Origin of the sequence: Pectobacterium sp. S5 (genome assembly GCF_051707265.1) — a bacterium.
GTDB classification, from domain to species: Bacteria; Pseudomonadota; Gammaproteobacteria; order Enterobacterales; family Enterobacteriaceae; genus Pectobacterium; species Pectobacterium polare.
On sequence record NZ_JAULSZ010000001.1, the window covers coordinates 869,320 to 888,255 of the forward strand.

16 protein-coding genes are annotated in these 18,936 nt (G+C 43.0%); 1 reads left to right on the forward strand and 15 read right to left on the reverse strand.

Annotated elements, in window-relative coordinates; genetic code table 11:
• Position 1 precedes the first annotated feature (1 nt).
• The 12 genes from QWJ20_RS03915 to wecA all read right to left on the reverse strand — a co-directional run bounded on the left by QWJ20_RS03915 (position 2) and on the right by wecA (position 12,421).
• Positions 2 to 994 (reverse strand): EpsG family protein, encoded by a 993-nt coding sequence (locus tag QWJ20_RS03915; protein ID WP_433991914.1) that lies wholly within the window; start codon positions 992 to 994, stop codon positions 2 to 4.
• Positions 995 to 1,017: 23 nt separating this feature from the next.
• The gene (locus QWJ20_RS03920; RefSeq protein WP_433991915.1) at positions 1,018 to 2,106 is read right to left on the reverse strand and encodes a glycosyltransferase family 4 protein; all 1,089 of its coding nucleotides are present in this window, start codon (positions 2,104 to 2,106) and stop codon (positions 1,018 to 1,020) included.
• Positions 2,107 to 2,124: 18 nt separating this feature from the next.
• Positions 2,125 to 3,195, reverse strand: a complete 1,071-nt coding sequence (locus QWJ20_RS03925; protein ID WP_433991916.1) for a glycosyltransferase — start codon at positions 3,193 to 3,195, stop codon at positions 2,125 to 2,127.
• A 12-nt stretch (positions 3,196 to 3,207) separates the two neighbouring features.
• Positions 3,208 to 4,458, reverse strand: a complete 1,251-nt coding sequence (locus QWJ20_RS03930) for an O-antigen translocase (protein ID WP_433991917.1) — start codon at positions 4,456 to 4,458, stop codon at positions 3,208 to 3,210.
• Positions 4,455 to 5,567 carry a DegT/DnrJ/EryC1/StrS family aminotransferase gene (locus tag QWJ20_RS03935; RefSeq protein ID WP_433991918.1) on the reverse strand — a complete coding sequence of 371 codons (1,113 nt, stop codon included), beginning with the start codon at positions 5,565 to 5,567 and terminating at the stop codon, positions 4,455 to 4,457. Before QWJ20_RS03935 ends, QWJ20_RS03930 begins: the two co-directional genes overlap by 4 nt.
• On the reverse strand, positions 5,560 to 6,030 hold the full coding sequence (locus tag QWJ20_RS03940) for an acyltransferase (protein WP_433991919.1): 471 nt from the start codon (positions 6,028 to 6,030) through the stop codon (positions 5,560 to 5,562). The genes QWJ20_RS03935 and QWJ20_RS03940 overlap by 8 nt, the downstream gene beginning before the upstream one ends.
• Positions 6,008 to 6,427, reverse strand: coding sequence for a sugar 3,4-ketoisomerase (locus QWJ20_RS03945; protein ID WP_433991920.1), 420 nt, complete (start codon positions 6,425 to 6,427; stop codon positions 6,008 to 6,010). Before QWJ20_RS03945 ends, QWJ20_RS03940 begins: the two co-directional genes overlap by 23 nt.
• 7 nt (positions 6,428 to 6,434) lie before the next feature.
• Positions 6,435 to 7,304 carry a glucose-1-phosphate thymidylyltransferase RfbA gene (gene rfbA, locus QWJ20_RS03950; protein ID WP_433991921.1) on the reverse strand — a complete coding sequence of 290 codons (870 nt, stop codon included), beginning with the start codon at positions 7,302 to 7,304 and terminating at the stop codon, positions 6,435 to 6,437.
• Between the two features lie 141 nt (positions 7,305 to 7,445).
• The gene (gene wzc / locus QWJ20_RS03955) at positions 7,446 to 9,620 is read right to left on the reverse strand and encodes a tyrosine-protein kinase Wzc (protein WP_110162708.1); all 2,175 of its coding nucleotides are present in this window, start codon (positions 9,618 to 9,620) and stop codon (positions 7,446 to 7,448) included.
• A gap of 16 nt (positions 9,621 to 9,636) precedes the next feature.
• Positions 9,637 to 10,071: a protein-tyrosine-phosphatase gene (locus tag QWJ20_RS03960; protein ID WP_052903333.1), complete on the reverse strand. Its 435-nt coding sequence runs from the start codon at positions 10,069 to 10,071 to the stop codon at positions 9,637 to 9,639.
• An 8-nt stretch (positions 10,072 to 10,079) separates the two neighbouring features.
• The gene (locus QWJ20_RS03965; protein ID WP_433991922.1) at positions 10,080 to 11,216 is read right to left on the reverse strand and encodes a polysaccharide export protein; all 1,137 of its coding nucleotides are present in this window, start codon (positions 11,214 to 11,216) and stop codon (positions 10,080 to 10,082) included.
• A gap of 125 nt (positions 11,217 to 11,341) precedes the next feature.
• The gene (wecA, locus tag QWJ20_RS03970) at positions 11,342 to 12,421 is read right to left on the reverse strand and encodes a UDP-N-acetylglucosamine--undecaprenyl-phosphate N-acetylglucosaminephosphotransferase (RefSeq protein WP_433991923.1); all 1,080 of its coding nucleotides are present in this window, start codon (positions 12,419 to 12,421) and stop codon (positions 11,342 to 11,344) included.
• 648 nt (positions 12,422 to 13,069) lie between these two features.
• Between wecA and QWJ20_RS03975 the strand changes: the two genes are divergently transcribed.
• Positions 13,070 to 14,656: a TerC family protein gene (locus QWJ20_RS03975; protein ID WP_014914717.1), complete on the forward strand. Its 1,587-nt coding sequence runs from the start codon at positions 13,070 to 13,072 to the stop codon at positions 14,654 to 14,656.
• A gap of 82 nt (positions 14,657 to 14,738) precedes the next feature.
• Here QWJ20_RS03975 and dcuC read toward each other — a convergent pair whose 3' ends face one another.
• The 3 genes from dcuC to dcd form a co-directional block, all read right to left on the reverse strand.
• On the reverse strand, positions 14,739 to 16,091 hold the full coding sequence (dcuC, locus tag QWJ20_RS03980) for an anaerobic C4-dicarboxylate transporter DcuC (RefSeq protein WP_433991924.1): 1,353 nt from the start codon (positions 16,089 to 16,091) through the stop codon (positions 14,739 to 14,741).
• A gap of 263 nt (positions 16,092 to 16,354) precedes the next feature.
• Positions 16,355 to 18,190 carry an outer membrane assembly protein AsmA gene (asmA, locus tag QWJ20_RS03985; RefSeq protein ID WP_433991925.1) on the reverse strand — a complete coding sequence of 612 codons (1,836 nt, stop codon included), beginning with the start codon at positions 18,188 to 18,190 and terminating at the stop codon, positions 16,355 to 16,357.
• A 63-nt stretch (positions 18,191 to 18,253) separates the two neighbouring features.
• Positions 18,254 to 18,835, reverse strand: a complete 582-nt coding sequence (dcd, locus tag QWJ20_RS03990) for a dCTP deaminase (RefSeq protein ID WP_039482649.1) — start codon at positions 18,833 to 18,835, stop codon at positions 18,254 to 18,256.
• Between the last annotated feature and the right edge of the window lie 101 nt (positions 18,836 to 18,936).

The following is an 18,936-nucleotide window of genomic DNA, read 5'->3' on the forward strand; positions in this document are numbered from 1 at the left end:
TCTAGAACATACTAGATATAGTAAACGTCAAGCTATTATTAGATAGAGATGAGCTCAAGATATAAACATTAACAACTATGAAAAATATAAGGTATAAACACTCTATAAGCTTAAGTCTTATTATGGAAGAAAGAAAAATAAAAGGTACAAACGACAAAATAAATCTACCAGAAAACGGCAATGTAAAATACATACTTAAGTAGACAACCAGGCCTAAAATGGCTATATCGTTAACTGGCTCCTCTATTGTGTTTTTGGGCTTACTAAAAAGAATAAGACACAACATCGAAAGCCACATTAAGAATGCAAGTCCACTAACGTCAGTTTGTTCCAAAAGATGTTCTTGAGTTACTTGCCTTAGTCCCAAAAAATTCCCAATAACAATGTATGCGCCAGATATAAAAAAGGTAACAAGGCAAAGAACGGCTAATCTTATTTTTCTTTTAGCTCCCGATAAAAACAAAATATAATTTATAAAAAGGAAAAAAGTAATTAAAAAAAACGAAGAATGAATAAAACCGAGAAAAAAAGAAGTGGCTAATATTTTTTTCTTATCACATGTTAAAATACATACTAGTAATAATATTGCACTACAAATGCCTTGTCTTATCACGACTAACTGCAAGTGGAGAAAAGTAGGAGTTAATAAAAAAAGACACAGAGCAAAAAAACCTTCCAAAAAATTACGACATCTTATAAAAAAACAATAAAAAAAAGTCGCAGATAAAACAAAAATAAAAACATTAGGAACAATTGAAGGAGAAAAGAAAAATGATAATATAGTGTTTAACTTTAAAAAAACAGGTTCGTTCGACAGTAAGGGAAGAATACCCTTGCTTAAATAATCCCCAAATATATCATCAGAGTAGTTCGCATAAAATATATAACTTTCTCTATCCCGAAAATATTCACTAGGAAATGATGATATCATCGCCCCATACACTACTGAAAATATCGCAATAATAACTGAACGATTTATTTTCAATTTACTCATAAATTTCTCATTATAATTTTAAGTTAAATGATCTCTATCCACTTATCAAGTAGTGATTCAATCAGAAATTTTTGAATATTTTTCTCGCTATTGCGAGAAAAACACACTCTTTGTTCTTCATTATTCATCAAAAAATTTAAATATTTAGCCAAATCATTGATATTTCCATTCTCACAAAGAAAACCAGTCTCGTTATGAGATATAATTTCAGCAGGCCCAGTGTCACAATCGAAAGATACAATAGGGAGACGATAAAAAGATGCCTCCAAAAGAACCATTGGCAAACCTTCATAACGAGAACTCATACAATATATATCAGCATTTTTATAAAGAGTGCTGACATTTTTTGTTGTAGGTAAAATTCTTACAGAATCAGCTAATTTTTTCTGTTCAATTAAATCCATAAGTTTTACTCTATCTTCACCATCTCCTACTATTTTTAACTTCCACTCGTCATTACTGTCATTCTTCTTAATTAGTTCCCACGCACATATTAATAAATCAAAACCTTTTTGATAGGTAAGCCTCCCTATAGATAATACTGTCTTAACATTCACAGGATAAGAAGAATGAACAACATCATCTTCTAAAGAAAAAGGGACGATTGGATTGTTTATCGTAACTATTTCTGCTCTACATCTACAGTTTTCAATCCACAAGTTCCTATCGCGCTCAGTTAAGGTGACGACAGTGTCTGAAAAAAATGCTGCAAGTTTTCTAGACATTATTCTTTTAGTATTTTCTATATTGGCTTTATAATTAAAATGTTCCCATGTAATATGCTTAACATCCAGACCACAAAGAGCAGGGACTGATACTAAAGACAGGATAGAGTCAACATCTATAAGAGAGTCTATTTTATTCTTTTTAACAAATGCTCTTAATCTAGCAATAGTGGGTATATATTTTCTTGTTATTACCACTTCACTCTCGTACAAAGAATACAATTTCACCTCATTAGAAAAAGGGAAAAATGCTTCCTTACCTTCAAATACACTTAAAACATTAACATTATATTTTTTATCTACAAGAGAGTTTGCAATAATATTTGTCATCCTCTCTGTACCACCGGAAAATTTCACACTAGCAATAAAAAAACAAATTCTCTTCATCTGAACTCACTTAAATATTTATCTTATACCCCACGTAGAGATATATTGTTCAGCAACATCAATGTAAGAATGGTTCTCTTCCACGAAACGTCGACTATTTACACCTAAACTATAAAAATCTTTTCTCCGAGTTAATAATTCACTTATCCTACTAACAATTGATTGAACAGTTGGTTCAATATTTATAACTGGAGAATCCTTTAATCGAAGAGCATCTAGTGATTCAGGCTCTGCCCCTCCCAAAACAACCTTCCCCATAGCTAACGCATAGATAGCATTCATACCACAAGAATGGGAATAAACTTGATCAATGACAACGTTTGTTCTATTCATTACATCAAGATAATTATCTATTGGCATATTACCTTTTATTAATAACTCCAAGTCATTAGGGTATTTTTTTTGTAATATACTAAAAGCATCCTCAACAATACGAGTTCCCTTAAAACCATATCTATTTAAGCCGTGAAATACAACTAACTTATTCTTTACCACATTATCCTGATATTTTATCTTTTTTATATTCATAGGTATTGGTATACAAGCTCTTAAATTCTCATATCCTTCATAACCTATTTGATACTCATACATTATAGGAATTATATGATCGACTCTTTTTGCTAATCGAGAATTCCACTTCAAGGCTGCTATACTGTCATAGTAAGGGTTTTTGTCTGATTTGTAGTCATATTTTAAATTATCATCAAAAGGACCATACTTTAACTTATAACGTGCCTTCTGCCAAAAAAAAGCATCACAGCCAGCCCCAAGTAGACTAACTCTATCATTATTTTTAATAATGAATTCTAATAATAGATTATTAATCCCTAACTTAGGATTAAAAACTATTGGATTAACTAACTGAACCATATCATAGCCAGTCATTTTTTTTAAATTTGAAAGGTATTTCAGATGTCGTTCAACTTTTCCTGAAAAGCCTTTTCTTTCGCTATCAAAACTAATATCAGCTGGGAATTTTTTAAACCCATCTCCAGATGCCGCTAAAGTCACATCATGACCCAATTCCTGCAATCCACTTTTCAAATTATTATGCAGGCCGCTGTACTCGCCTAACAATAATATTTTCATAATCAATCCATCTTATCGAGAATAGCGACCAAAAAAAACAAAAGTAAAAACAAGGTAGAGGAGATAGTTTATAGCATAAGCAAAATTCGCACCCTGCGTTGAATATAAAGGAACTAGAGTATAGGTTAGAGCAATTAAGGACAGTGAAAAAATGACTTCAGTTGACACAAACCATTTAGTCGCTCCTCGAGACAACATCGGGTATGCATACAACCAACTGGCAATTTTTATTACATCACCAATTAATTGAATTGCAAATAACTCCCTAGCCGAACGGAATGCTTCAGTAAAAAGTAAACTAATTGCAAAGTCTCTAAAGAGGTAGACACCAAGAGCCATAATCGCAGCAATAGGAATTATTATTTTTGCAGTTTGATTAATTTCAGCTCGAATATTTTCAACCCCTTTAAGCGTCGATAGCTTAGGTAGGTAATACGTACTTAAAGCAATGGTGATAACCCCTAAATAAACCTCAGAGATTTTCCAAACTGCCTGCCATTGCCCGGCTTCCTCCCAGCCGACATGGCTAATCAGAACATTTCTAACCCCGATTAATGCGATGGGCGCGGTTAAGGCCGTGGTCGTCGCCATGAGTATATAACCACCAATCCTTTTTTTATTCGATGTGTCTGTTTCCCCCCACCAATAGCTTAATTTAGCCCATGGCTGCCGTAATACGCTAGAAATAAGAATTAATCCAATCAGTCCTGATTGGATAGCCGCAGCTAACAGAGCACCCTTGATACCAAAATTAATGATTAACGTAATCATTAACGTACATGAAAAAGCTGTAGATATTGCTCCCAATATAACAAAACGTCTATATTGCTGGTATCCATTAATTACTGAATTAACCAGCGTACCAAGCGCGGCAACAGGTAATGAAGCAACTGTAATCCAAATGATCCATGCATAATTAGGGTCATTAAGTAAAAAATCTGATAAGGAACGAGCGAAAAAAAAACCGATAGGCATTAAAATGGAAAGTATAATCGCCAACCACCATAGGCTGGCTTTCCACCATGGCGCACACCCTTCCACACCTTCTTTTTCAAACTCGGCAGTATAACGTACGATACCACTACCAACAGGAGCATTTACAATACCATTAAGGCTGGCCACTATGCTTTGAATCTGCCCCAGCATAGCCATACCTGACGGGCCAGTATAAATAGCAACTATCTTGGCAATTACAAACCCACTTCCCATTTTTGCTAATGTCAGTAGCCCGCTAAAAAAGGTCACCGAGAGTAATTTTTTCATCCCCGGTACTCGTTTAGCGCCGTAATAACATCTTGAACCTCTGTATCAGATAACGTTGGTCCCATTGGTAAACTCAATACCTTTTTATGAATAGATTCAGTAACAGGAAAAGAGCCTTCACCAAAGCCTAATTCCTGATAAGCATGCTGAAGGTGTGGAGGAGTCGGATAATGAATTAACGTTTGAATATCTTTTTCCGAGAGGAATCTTTGCAACTTATCTCTGTCATCACACTGTATTACAAACAAATGCCACACATGTTCAAAAATATGTTCAGGAAGATGAGGTAATGAAATCAATTCATTAATGATACCAGAACAATAAGCTTTAGCGATTTCCTGTCTTCTGCGATTTGTCTCATCTAAATATTTTAATTTTACCGCCAGCAACGCAGCCTGAAGTTCATCGAGTCTGCTATTTACGCCTTGATAAAGGTTTTCGTATTTTTTATGTGATCCATAGTTTCTTAGTGCTTTTAATGCATCAGCCAATTCATCATCATTGGTCGTAATGGCACCAGCATCACCTAATGCACCAAGATTCTTCCCTGGATAAAAACTAAACCCAGCGGCATCTCCCCATGCTCCCGCTTTCTTCCCATTAAGTAGTGCACCATGGGACTGAGCACAATCTTCAAGAACTAGGAGTTTATGTGTTTTAGCAATCTCCATAATCTCATTCATGGGACTAATCTGCCCGTAAAGATGGACAGGTAAAATAGCCTTAGTCTTCGAGGTAATTGCGGACTTTATAGATTCAGGTGATAGATTATAAGTTACAGGGTCTGGCTCAACTAATACTGGTGTTAAACCATTTTCGGTTATAGCGAGTACCGAAGCAATATAGGTATTAGCTTGAACAATAATCTCATCACCATTTTTTAATTTCCCGAGAACTTTCCATGCTCGGAGGGTAAGAATCAGAGCGTCCAGTCCATTAGCCACACCAATTGCATGCCTAGTTCCACAATAAATTGAAAATCGTTTTTCGAATTCAGAAAGCTCATTTCCAGCGATATACCAGCCAGATTCTAACACTCTCGAAAAAGCATCTTTTAACTCATTTTTATAACTTGCATTAACTTCTTTAAGATCGAGAAAATCAATCATTTTTATTTCCAATATATTTAATAACTCGCGCCGGATTACCAAAAACAACGGCATTATCAGGAACATCTTTAGTTACAACAGCACCAGCTCCAATCATACTATTTTCACCAATCACAATACCTGGAAGTATCGTTGCATTTGCTCCAATAGAAGCATTGTTTTTTACAGTTGTTCTTAAAAAATTGTCAGGATAAACTTTTGAACGAGGTTTTTTATCATTAGTAAAAGCGACACAGGGGCCTATAAAAACATTATTCCCAATGGTGATACCATCCCATAAATAAACACCAGATTTTATGGTCACATTATCACCAACAATAACATCATTTTCTATTAATGTGTGAGCACATATATTACAATTCCGGCCGATCACTGCATCTTTTAATATTACAACAAATTGCCATATTCGAGTTTCACTTCCAATTTTTTTTGATTGGACATCACTTAACGGATGAATACGCATTAGACTTTACCCTATCCAAGAAAATATCATAGTCGCGAATATAGTCTGACTCATCATAAGGCTGATCGGCTAATACCATTAAAACGCAGTCTTCGGAAAAATCATACATTTCATGCCAAAAATGGGGTTCAATAACAACGCCTTGTGCCGGATTATCTAATACTAATTCAACTTTTTCATTCCCATCATCTAATAAAAATCGACATGAACCACGCACAGCAATAGCGACTTGTTTTAATGTTTTATGAGCATGAAATCCTCTTCGAACGCCCTCTTTAGTTTTAAACAAGTAATACACGCGCTTAATATCAAATGGAATATTTTTTTCTTGTTCTAGTGCAACTAATGCACCACGGTCGTCACCGTGTGTTTGCAGTTGTATAATTTTTACTTGCATAATTTATCTACCGTTCTCTGAGCAGTTGTTTTAGATATTGACCATATTGATTTTTAATCAGTCTATTTGCTGAATCCAGAAACTGTGAATTAGTTAGCCATCCGTTACGCCAGGCAATTTCCTCCAAACACGCGATCTTCATTCCTTGCCTTTTCTCTACCGTTTCAACAAATGTAGAGGCTTCAATTAAGCTATCATGCGTACCTGTATCTAACCAGGCAAAACCACGCCCTAAGAACTCCACTTCCAGTTGCCCACGCTCCAGATACATTTCATTAAGCGTCGTAATCTCCAACTCACCTCTTTTCGAAGGTTTTACCTGTTTGGCTAATTCGACGACTTGCTCATCATAGAAATATAATCCTGTCACAGCCCAATTCGATTTGGCTCTTTTAGGTTTTTCCTCAATGGACAAAACCCTCTTATTCTCATCAAATTCAACGACGCCAAATCGTTCTGGATCCATAACCTGATAGCCAAATACTGTCGCGCCCGTTTTCTTAGCGGCGGCGCGTTTTAACACGGGGCTAAATCCCTGCCCGAAAAAAATATTATCGCCTAATACCAGGCTGCAGCTATCACCAGCCAGGAATTCTTCACCGATAATAAATGCCTGTGCCAATCCCTCAGGTTTAGGTTGGACAGCATAAGAGAGTCGCACACCAAAAGCATCACCAGTGCCCAGCAACCGCTGAAATGCATTCAGATCTTCCGGCGTAGTAATGATTAGAATATCCCGGATTCCAGCCAGCATGAGGACAGATAGCGGATAATAGATCATCGGCTTATCGTAAATAGGCAGCAGCTGTTTGGAAACACCTAGTGTAATAGGATAAAGACGTGTTCCTGAACCGCCAGCGAGGATTATACCTTTCACGGTTGACTCCAATAAAAAATCACTTTTGGGATATAATTTTTGATAGAAAAGTTATGACAGATAATTTATGAGTGAGGTATAAGGAAGGCCGGATGCGAACACCCGGCTATCGCAAGATAAAATTTAATTCAGAGAGACATATTAACTATTTTTTTCTGACTTATAGTCATACGTATAGTAGTTATAATTTCCATATCCATAATAGCTTGCAGCACGTTTTACAATCGCATTCAGAATAACCCCTTTAATTTCGGTACCATTCTGTTCGAAACGGCGAATACTTACTTCAATTTCTTTCAGAGTATTCACCTCAAAACGCGCAACTAAGAGAGAAGTCCCCGCATTACGGCTGATAATCGCGGCATCCGTTACAGCCAAAATTGGTGGAGTATCTAATAGAACAATATCATAATGTTCAGAAGCCCAGTCAATGAACTGAGAAAAACGACTATGCATTAAGAGTTCAGAAGGATTGGGTGGAATTTGTCCACGGGCGATAAAGTCCATATTTTCTATAGCAGTTTTGCGAATACTTTTTTCTGTCGTTATTTGCCCAGACAAAATATCAGAGAGACCATTTATCCCTTGTACTCCCATCAATTCATGCGCATACCCTTTACGCATGTCACAGTCAACAATCAATACACGCTGTCCTGACTGTGCGATAACAGCACCAAGGTTTGCACTGACAAACGTTTTACCAATTGCCGGACTAGCGCCCGAGATCATTAATACATTATTTTTAGCCTCCATCATCGCGAAATGCAGACTAGTGCGCAGGCTTCTAATCGCTTCAATGGCGAGATCAGCAGGATTCCCCACAGCCAGGAGCTCAGTCGAGCGCGTATTACCTTTCTTTCCTTTTCCTAATAGCGCCCTGTCTTTCTTCTGTTGCCACTCTGATAAAGGAACGCTGGCGTACACGTTAATGCCCAGTTCTTCCAGTTGTTCAGGGCTTTCAATCCCTTTATGCAACATAGTTTTTAATACAACAAATGCCGTTGATATCACAGCACCAATGATCAACGCTAGTAACACAACAATGAGTTTTTTAGGTTTTACAGGTTTAAGCTGGAGTGCTGCCGCATCAATAATACGAACATTACCAACCGTACTCGCTTTGTTAATACTCAGTTCCTGCTGCTTATTCAACAGCTGCATGTAGACTTCTTGCCCTACGTTCACATCACGCGTTAAACGTAAAATTTCCTGCTGGGTTTTTGGCATCCCTCCTACCCGTTTGTTGATTTTTTCTCGCTCCTCTTCCAGCGTTTTTCGTTTTTCCATCAACGCACGATAAGCAGGGTGTTCTTTGGTATATAGTTTTGATATTTCAGCTTCTTTAAATGTTAATTCGTTAAGCTGAGATTCCACGGACACCATCGTATCCAAAACCGCTTTAGCCTCTAGTGATAAATCAACCGATTCATTCTTTTGCCGATAGTTGTTTAATTTATTATCCGCTTCATCAAGCGTCAGCCGTACGTTTGGAAGTTGCTCTTTAAGAAACTCTAGGCTTTTCCCAGCTTCTTCAGATTTACGCTCAACGTTTTGCTGAAGATAATTTTGACTGATACTATTGAGTATTTTATTGGTCAACTCAGGATCTTCACCTTCATAGCTCAGCGAAAGTACTCCAGTATCTTTTCCTTTATCTGCAACGGATAAATTTTCTAATACATTATTAATAGCCGTAATAGTATTTAATTTTTTAAGGCGAAAAGCAGTACCCTTTTCGGCTTTAATATCACTAACCAATATAGAAAGACCATTATGCTTTTCTATATTCCCAACTTTTCCATTAAACGTTAGAGCATCACCTGCTTCTATCGCATAGTTTTGTTCATCAATAATTACAAGACTGATGGTCTCATCTTCCCAGGATTTAGGCACTTCCAGTCTTGATACTGCGATTTTTCCAGCCTCTTCGCCCATCAAACGAGCAAAGCCCTTACCAAAGACAGGAAAATATTTTTGCTGCGCGATAATATCTAAAGAGAGATCGTTAACTGTCTTACCGACTACCATACGCGATTTGATCAACTCAATTTCAGCAGCCGATTCTGGTTTAGCATCGGGTAACACGCTGGAAATATCTTTTAGCAAAGAGTTACCGGAACTTTGTTCCACCTGAATGAGTGCATCTGCTTTATAAATCGGCGTGGCAAAGGTCGCATAAAGAATACCAAGAATTGTGAAAACTGCAGTAACACCAATAATTAACCAACGATTATCCAGCAATGTTCCCAACAAACGTCCTAAATCAATCTCATCCGTATTGGTTTCGGATGCTTTTACTGAAATTTTCTCTGCCATGGGTTTCCCTGACTTGTTAACGGCTTAATGCCTGCACCCATTTCTGGGCAGACTGCTCAAGTTGCAAGTAAACGAATTCAAATGCTTCACGACTTTTGCGATATGGATCAGCAATCTCTTGCTGGTTAAGCCAACGGCCAAATAGCATTGTCTTGCCTCGGACTTCTGGCGCAATACGACATACGCCATCAATATGCCCTTTCTCCATAACCAAAATGAGATCATATTGACGACATAGTACTGACGTTAATTGCTGTGCTTCATGGCCATCAAGAGAGAGATTATGCTGGCTCGCCACGTCTGCAGCTGTCGCGTCTGCAGGTTTTCCAACCAAAGCACCTAACCCCGCGGATGAAATTTTTTTGGTAGGCAATGCCTGTTTTAATAACCGCTCCCCCGTAGGGGAACGACAGATGTTACCGACACAAACAACCAATATAGAATCAAACATAATTATCTCTATGGCCAGGTGCGAACTCGCAGGCTACCCTCACTCAAATCATTAAACGCAGAGATCGTCGGTGCAAGCTGTGAAATCAAACGATTCCAACGGGCAACTGGTGCAGTAGTAACATAAACCACATCGTAAGGCTGGAGCTGGAATTCAGCACCCATCACAAGCGAAGTGGCGTCAGCAGCATTCAGTTGATAGATATCAGCCAGTTTCGGTCCCTGTGCTCCTCTTAACGGACGAATGACAAACACGCCTGTTGCATCCGCCAACGTTTGATCCATGCCCTCGGCATTGCCCAACGCCTCGGTCAAGGTCATGCCACTACGATCCATTTTGAGCGTGCTTTGCTTCTTAACTTCGCCCATGACGAAAACTTTCAAGTCGTCATTACGGGGAATGTAGAGAATATCACCAGGATACAGCAGAGTATTTTGGGATAGGTCGCCATTTTGCATTAACGCCTGAAGAGAGATGCGTTTTTCTTGACCATTATGCGTCAACACGATATTACGCCAGTCGGCATCTTCGCTTAACCCACCGGCTTTATTAATCGCATCAAGTATAGTGAGTGGCACGTTGGTAATAGGTTGCTCACCAGAGGTTTTCACCTCACCCGTTACATAGGCCTTTTGAGAGCGGAATGCCGCAATGTTGACATCAACCTGTGGAGATTCGATATACGTAGCTAGCCGGGATGAAATCTCACTGCGCACTTCCATTACCGTTTTACCAGCAACTTTCACCTTACCGATATAGGGATAGAAGATGGTGCCATCAGAATGCACCCAGTTACCCGTATCCGCGGCAGTGCGATATGTACCAGCAGGTGTCGTCAGTTCAGGATGATCCCACACGGTGACCATGATGACATCGCCAATACCAATACGGTATTCATATTGCTGTAGCTCACGTTCTAACGCAGGGTTAGTTTGCGCAATCAACGGCTTCGGCCGCATCTTATCCACTAAATACGGCGTTAATGGATAAACATTTACTAATTTATCAATATTAAAATCAGCATCTTGCTGTTCGATAACTTCTTTGCCACTTGTAGAAAGGTGGCTACCGGGGATTATGGTACAGCCGCTCAGTAAAGCCAGTGACACCACCATCGGCATCAATTTCAATTTATGCTTTATCATCCTGTTTATGCCATCGTATTCTGATTAAAAATCGTGCAAATCCCTACAAAATATCAAATAATTATAGAGGACGTTTAGTGAAATAAACCTACAGTCTGAAGCGTAAAAAACCGTTAATTTGTCTGTTAGCGACGCTGCCCCGCTTTATCCGGAACAACAGCAGCCCCATGATTGGTTCGTCTTATCCATGTCAGCAAGCGCCACACTCGCGTAATTGCCCAAAAATAGCCAACAAAAACAATCAGGAACGCACATAACATAACTGAGTCAGTTATACCACTTAACTCACAAGTAATACCAATAGCAGCCAAAGTCATTGCTGCAGCAACAATCGCTAATAGTGACTGCCTCGGGGTCAGCCCTGCTCGCATCAGGATATGGTGCAAATGCTCACGATCGGGTTTGAATGGACTATCGCCTCGACGAATTCTACGTACCATAATCGTTACCATATCCATCAAGGGAATAGCAATCAACCACAGTGCAGTTACAGGACGAATGACAGCTTCACTACCTTGCGTTGCCAAAATCAATAGCCAGATAACCGTAAAACCAATAAGTGTGCTACCCGCATCCCCCATAAACACTTTAAATTTTGTTCCCCATAGCACACCAAGGTTCAGCAAAATATAAGGTAGCGTCGCAGCCAACAAGCACAAGCTCCACAGTGCAAGTTCGTGTCGCCCATCAAGATAAAAAACTACTGCCAGAGCACCAAATGTCACACAGGAAAGTGTGCCCAGTAAGCCATCAATGCCGTCAACCATATTAAAAGCATTGATAGCTCCCCATACCGCAAACAGCGTAACCGTATAACCGAAAATCCCTAAAAACAGCTCATAACCGAATAACACCTTGCCTAAGGACGAAAGATATAGCCCCGCGTACATCATCAGGCCTGCCACGAACGCCTGTAGGCCAACACGAGGAAGAACGGGAAGATCAAATCGGTCATCCAGCACACCAACTACCAGTAGTGCCGTCGCGCAAACCATATAGAGAGAGAAGTTAGGGAGCCATGTAGGATCAAATGCATACATAACCCAGAGGGCCATATAGATAGAAACACCGCCGACAAGTGGAATATGCCCACGATGTCTCTTGCGTTCGTTAGGTTTATCCACCAGCCCGACCTTTATTGCGACTTTTCTTGCCAGAAACAACGCAATAAAGGCGCTCAGGAAAACCACCATGAATTCTTGCATTTTTGCACCATCATCAACCCGTTATGTGAATGTTTTGCATCAGACACGCTACCGCCCTTGGCTCATAGCTACCAATGCGCTGTCAAACAACGTACGGAACACCATCCTGTGGCTACACCCTGGATCCGTATACCATCTGTTTGTGTGTAAAGATTCCATTTCCTTGCTAGCCAACTGAACCCGCTAACAAAATATGACTAATCAATATATTTATTTATAAAAATATAGCTAAATCGACAAAGCCAAATTGCACCCCATAGTATTGACGATGACGTAAAGAGCACAAGGGTAAGATGGCTTAAAAGGAGCTTTTCAGAATAAGACTACGCGCATCCTTGTCGTAAAAATCTTGTTAAATCGGCACGCTATTCTATGCGTTGTATGCTCGTACTATCAAATACTAACGTGCAATACCTTATGCAGCATTCCTAAAACTTTGCCTATTGTCGATTTTTCAACCGACCTCACCAACAAGCTACACACCGGTCTGTGTCAAAAAAATGACAATGCCTATCAGGGCACCTATCGGCTCAGAATTTGCTTATAGATTGTGCTTCTCATAAAGAATATCCCTGCAAATTCTGGTTCATCTGTGCATGCCCTGATACGCTATCGAGGTTATGTTCATTTAAAGGTGAAAAAAGAGATATGGAGTGGATCGCTGATCCAACGATATGGGCCGGGTTGACCACGCTGGTTGTCCTGGAACTGGTTCTGGGCATTGATAATCTTATCTTCATTGCCATTCTGGCTGAGAAACTCCCAAAAGAACAACGCGATAAAGCCAGAGTCGTCGGTTTGTTACTTGCCCTGATTATGCGCCTGGGTCTGCTGGCGTCCATTTCATGGCTGGTGTCTTTGACTACCCCCCTCTTCACATTCCTTGGGCACACATTCAGCGCTCGCGATGTCATCATGCTGGTTGGAGGACTGTTTCTACTCTTTAAAGCCACCATGGAACTCAACGAACGTCTCGAAGGAAAAGATGAGGAGCAGCAAGCCCAGCGTAAAGGTGCACGTTTCTGGCCGGTAGTGGCACAGATCGTGGTACTGGACGCCATATTCTCGCTGGACTCCGTGATTACCGCCGTCGGCATGACCGATCACTTGCTGGTCATGATGTCCGCCGTGACCATCGCTATTTTCCTCATGCTGCTGGCCAGCAAGCCGCTGACCCGTTTTGTCGCTGAACACCCAACCATCGTTATCCTGTGTCTCAGTTTCCTGCTGATGATTGGTTTCAGTCTGGTCGCAGACGCCTTTGGTTATCACATCCCTAAAGGTTATCTCTACGCCGCGATAGGTTTCTCGGTGATGATTGAGATGTTGAATCAGGTCTCCTTGTTCAACCGCCGGCGCTTTCTTTCTTCCTCGGTTCCACTACGCCAGCGCACCGCGGAAGTGGTTTTGCGTATCTTGCGTGGTAATCATGAAGAAGCTGAACTGGACAATCAAACTTCATCGATGATTGCAGACAACACCCGGGCAGGTCAGGAAGTCTTCAATATTCAGGAACGCCGGATGATAAAGCGGGTATTGGGGCTGGCGCAGCGAACCATCAGCAGCATTATGACGTCGCGGCATGATATCGACTCGGTTGAGCTGGATATTACACAGGATGCGCTCGCTAAACTGTTAACGACCAACCAGCATTCCCGACTGGTGGTAACCGACAGCAATACCTCCGACGAACCGTTGGGTATCGTACATGTTGCCGATTTACTCCAGCAGCAGCTAAACCGCGAGCCGTTCAATCCACGTATTCTGATTCGTCAGCCGCTGGTCTTTCCTGAACAGCTTTCACTGTTACAGGCTTTGGAACAGTTTAGAGAAGCGCGAACGCACTTTGCGTTTGTCGTTGATGAATTTGGTTCGATGGAAGGGATAGTCACATTAAGCGACGTGATGGAAACCATTGCCGGCAACCTGCCGCGCGAAGGCGAAGATCGTGATGCGCGCCATAGCATTCAGCAGAATGACGACGGCAGTTGGACCGTAAATGGCTATATTCCGCTGGAAGACTTAACGATGTATGTTCCGCTGACGCTGGATGAAAAGCGCGAATACTACACGTTAGCAGGGCTATTGATGGAGCACGCGCAGCGGGTTCCGCAGGTGGGCGATACACTGTCAATCGATAGCTATCAGTTCACTATTCTGGCGGTGGAAAGCCACCGTATCATTGAGGTCCGCATCACACCAAACGACGAACCACAGACTGATTTTGAAGTGTGATAGCGGCGCTGTCGCTATGCTCAACGCCGCATTTATCTCTACAGCCCCTTTCCGTTCAATAGGGGCTGTTTCCTGTGATCTATCAGGCAGGCACCATAATTTCGGTAGCAACCACCACCACAATCAGCCCAACCAGAACCGGAACTGATGTGCGTTTCACCACCTCGAACGGCGATATTTTCGCCATCCCGGCAACGGCAACCACGACGCCGGATACTGGAGAAATGGTACGGCCCAAGTTGGAAGCCTGAAGCATAGGAATAGCCAGATAGGCAGGGTTGATACCCATTTGCGACGCCAGCTTTGGAATCAGCTCAACAAACGCATAGAACGGCGCATTGCCCGAGCCCGTTGTCATCGCAGCCAACATCGTGATCGCGACCAGTACCAGCATAATCACCAACCCGCCGCTGCCGAATGACTGCGCAAGACCAATCAGGCCGCTGATAAAGCCAATAGTGCCAAGACCCTGGGCAAAGACACCGGCTGCAACCAACAGGATGACGACGCTAGAGAAGGCATCGGCCATCCCACGGTAAGCCACATCCAACCCATCAAACACTTTTTTCGCACTGAACGAACGGACAAATTCCAGCACTGCGGCCAGCACCATACAGATAACCAGTACGGTGATAATGTGGAGTTCCGGCCCCCATTTACCATCAAACACGAGTACACCCATGATCGGCGTAAACGGCAGAATGGCATAAAAACGCGGGGCATCCGTCGTGATCTCGCTGACGTCCAGCATCTCATGGCTGACATTCGCTTTGTTATCCAGATAGCGCTGCCAGAAGAAATGCGCGACGGCCATGCACACGATCGCCATGATAGAAATAGGCAGCGTGGCTTTAAAGGCAAAATCCACTAATTTCATCTGCGATGCCTGTGCAGCAAGCACCACGTCGCCTGAGGTCGGCGACAGGATCAGCGCTACAGGGGAGGCGCAGATTGCAGCAGCGGCACCGCGACTAATACCAACATTCACCATGACGGGGAACAGCGTTGCCATCAACAGCACACCTAATCCCGTAGCCGATGATACCGCCAACGACATCAGACAGGCGACAAAATAGGCCGCGATCATCAGTAAGTAAGGCGAGTTAATCATTTTCAGCGGGCGAGAAACCAGCTTCACGACGACATCATTGGCACCGATATGCGTCATATAAGCCGCAAATCCACACAGCACCATAATCATCATGCCGAGATCGCCACCACGGCTCATCAGCAAAATTTTTACGTATTCAACAATATCCGTTGCGCTCCAGCCCGTCGCCTTCGCGCTGGCTGGTAATACGTTTTTCCCCAGCATGGCACTGACTGCCAAAAGTAAGAGGCCTCCTACCAGCAACACGCCCGTTGCGGAGTACCCTTTTATAATGTAACGACCAACCAGAATCGTTACAGCAACACCAATCAAAAGTTCGAGCATAGTGGGTTTCGATACCTGAGTAATAAATTATCTGACAGAAATTCCCCGGCAGCGGAATAGTCCCGCCCCGAAAACAGGGAGCGAAGTTTACTGCTTTAGAAAATAAAAAAAGAGAAAAATATTAACATTCGGCGTTAAAAAAGAGACACCGAGCACATAGCCAGCCTAGAGAATGATGACAAACAGAGGAAAATGTTAGCGAGAAGCTGCCGGTTTGCTGACAGGAATCAGCAAACCGGCTAAAAGCGCAGTATTTTAGAAAATTAAAGGCGATCGAGGAGTTGCTTCAGGTCCTTACCCTTCTGACTTTGCTGATTTTGGCTGGCCCAGTCATTCAGGCGTTTCTTCAGCTCGTCCTGCAGGCGTTTACGCAGCAGTTGATCCACCTGTAATTGGTAATTCAATTTATCCCACTCGCCATAGACGCGTAACGGGATTGCCGTGTTTTTCAACACGCTGACCAGTTGCTCATCCCCCTGCCACCCTTGCGTGATAGAGACATTCAAATTGACGTCACACGTCTGGGCTGGCAAATCGAATTGTCCAACACCACTTAGCGACAGCAGCTCTGAGCGGCCAGTGAGATCGGTAAGACGTAACTTACCCGCATTCAGTTGTACTTTCCCGGTCAGCTGTTGCAGCTCAGTGTAACGCTCGTAGTGCTCTTGTCCTCGCACGTTTCCATTGCTACGCGCCACGGCCATCTGAACCATTTGCTGGATATTCAAACCCTGCACGCGGACATTATTGGCTTGCAGCGTCGCCGTTCCCTGCCACTGCTGGAGCAACGCAGGTAGCGCAAAGCTATTGCCGCTGAACTGTCCTGCCATCGACAATTTCCCACTGACCGTCTCGGCGGGCAGCGCAAATGCGGACATCAACTGAGATAACTCAACATCCTTGAGGTCTGGTCGTAATGTGATGTTGGTTGATGACTTCGTCACAACTTTACCGGGCAATGAGAAATGTCCACCACCCAGTTCACCACTCAAGGTCGCCACATCCAGCAGCCCTGGCTGATTGTCTGCCCGTAGCATAAATTGGCGGACATCAAGCCCACGGTAGATCAGCGTCGCGGCCTGTAGCGACAGACGCGCAGTGAATGTCTGTAAGCTGTCTTCTGGCTTGGCTAACCCGCTTTCATTTGAAATCACAGGGGCTGATGATTTAGCTGGCACGACAGCGGCATTGTTCTCTTTTACCGACGCGATCCCCAGTAGGGAATCCAAATCCAACTTCTCAGATAACAGATCCAATTCGTAATGGGGGATATCCCCCAGCGTGACACTACCGGCACCCGACAGTTGGCTGTTATTGGTATTGAGTGAAAGCTGGCTAAACGTGATTTTTTCAGGCTGCTGTTGATAACTTGCCTGGACACTCCCCGTTCCACTGATACCGTTTGCCGGTATTCCTGCCCCCTGAAGCTGGTAATCCAGTTTGGTAATATTGGCATTGACCTGCTGTGGGAAATGCAGCAAATCGACATCTGCAGCAAGAGAGAAGGCAATATCGCGCTGATCGCGATTGATGCGGCTTGATAATTCGATGCTAACCTGACGGTCGCCGTTCTGCTCCATCGCAAGATTAATATCGCGCACATTAATCTGTTCATTATTGCTGCGTTGCAGAATCAACAGGCTATCGGCGACTTTTATCTTATCAATATCCAGCCGCCAGTGCCGTTCTTCAGATGGGGCTTGCGATCCCGTCGGGGCGATGGGCGCATTGTTGGCCTGTTTGGCTTCACTTTCCGGCGTCAGTCGAATAATGGCACCTTTCAGCATCACCTGTTTGACCGCCAGTTTGTGAGACAGCAGCGGCCACAGTTGCACATCAAGACGCATGTTCTCAGCGCTGACGATAGGCGCGCTGGAACCCGGTGCGCTTAACGACATCCCACCGGATAATATGCTCAGCTGCGGCCACACATGCCAGCGCAGATCGCCATCCAATTGAAGGCGATAGCCGCTGCGTTCCTCAACCTGCTTCACCATGTAGGCGCGGAAGTCATTGGGATTAACCAGGACGACCAAGGCCGTCATTCCTGCCACAACCACCACAAGCAGAATTGCCAGCGTCGTCAGAAATCTTCTCATGCCATCCTCATTGCGAAACGCACGGCCACCTGCTTTTTACCTTACAGGCCTGTCGCCAGGCGCTTAGTCTTTATCGATCCGGCTCGCGACCGCACCCTGTTGGTCTTTATATTTGGCATCCTGACGGCGGTTGTAAGGACGAGCAGCCGGCCCGGAAAGCGGTTCAAAACTCAGAGCGCCAATCATCATGCCGGGGCGTAACGCCAACGGCAACTTACCTGAATTATAGAACTCCAGCACAATTCTTCCTTGCCAACCTGGATCGATGCGGTGTGCGGTGACGTGAACCATCAATCCTAGACGCGCGAGCGAAGAACGGCCATCCAACCAGCCAACTAAATTATCCGGTAGCGTGACTGACTCCAGCGTCACTGCCAACGCTAATTCTCCCGGATGCAGGAAAAATGCCTCTCCTTCCGGCAAATTGATTTCATCACTCATGACGCGATCCAACGCCGCGCTGACTTCATCTTTCGGGCCGCTTAAGTCAATGAAAGCCGCAGTGTGTCCGCGGAAGACGCGAAACTGATTTCCCAAACGAACATCAACAGTCGCACCACTGATTCTCTCAGTAGGCGGACGGGGCGTAATCACCAGTCGGCCATCATCCAGCCAGGCTTCAATGTCACGGTCACACAGTCTCATCTTATTCTCCATTCGACGCCGGTATCTATCAGATAAACCTCATCTACCCGTCATGCTGCACGTTGCCTCCGCGTTAGCTCTGCAACGCGAATTATTTAGAG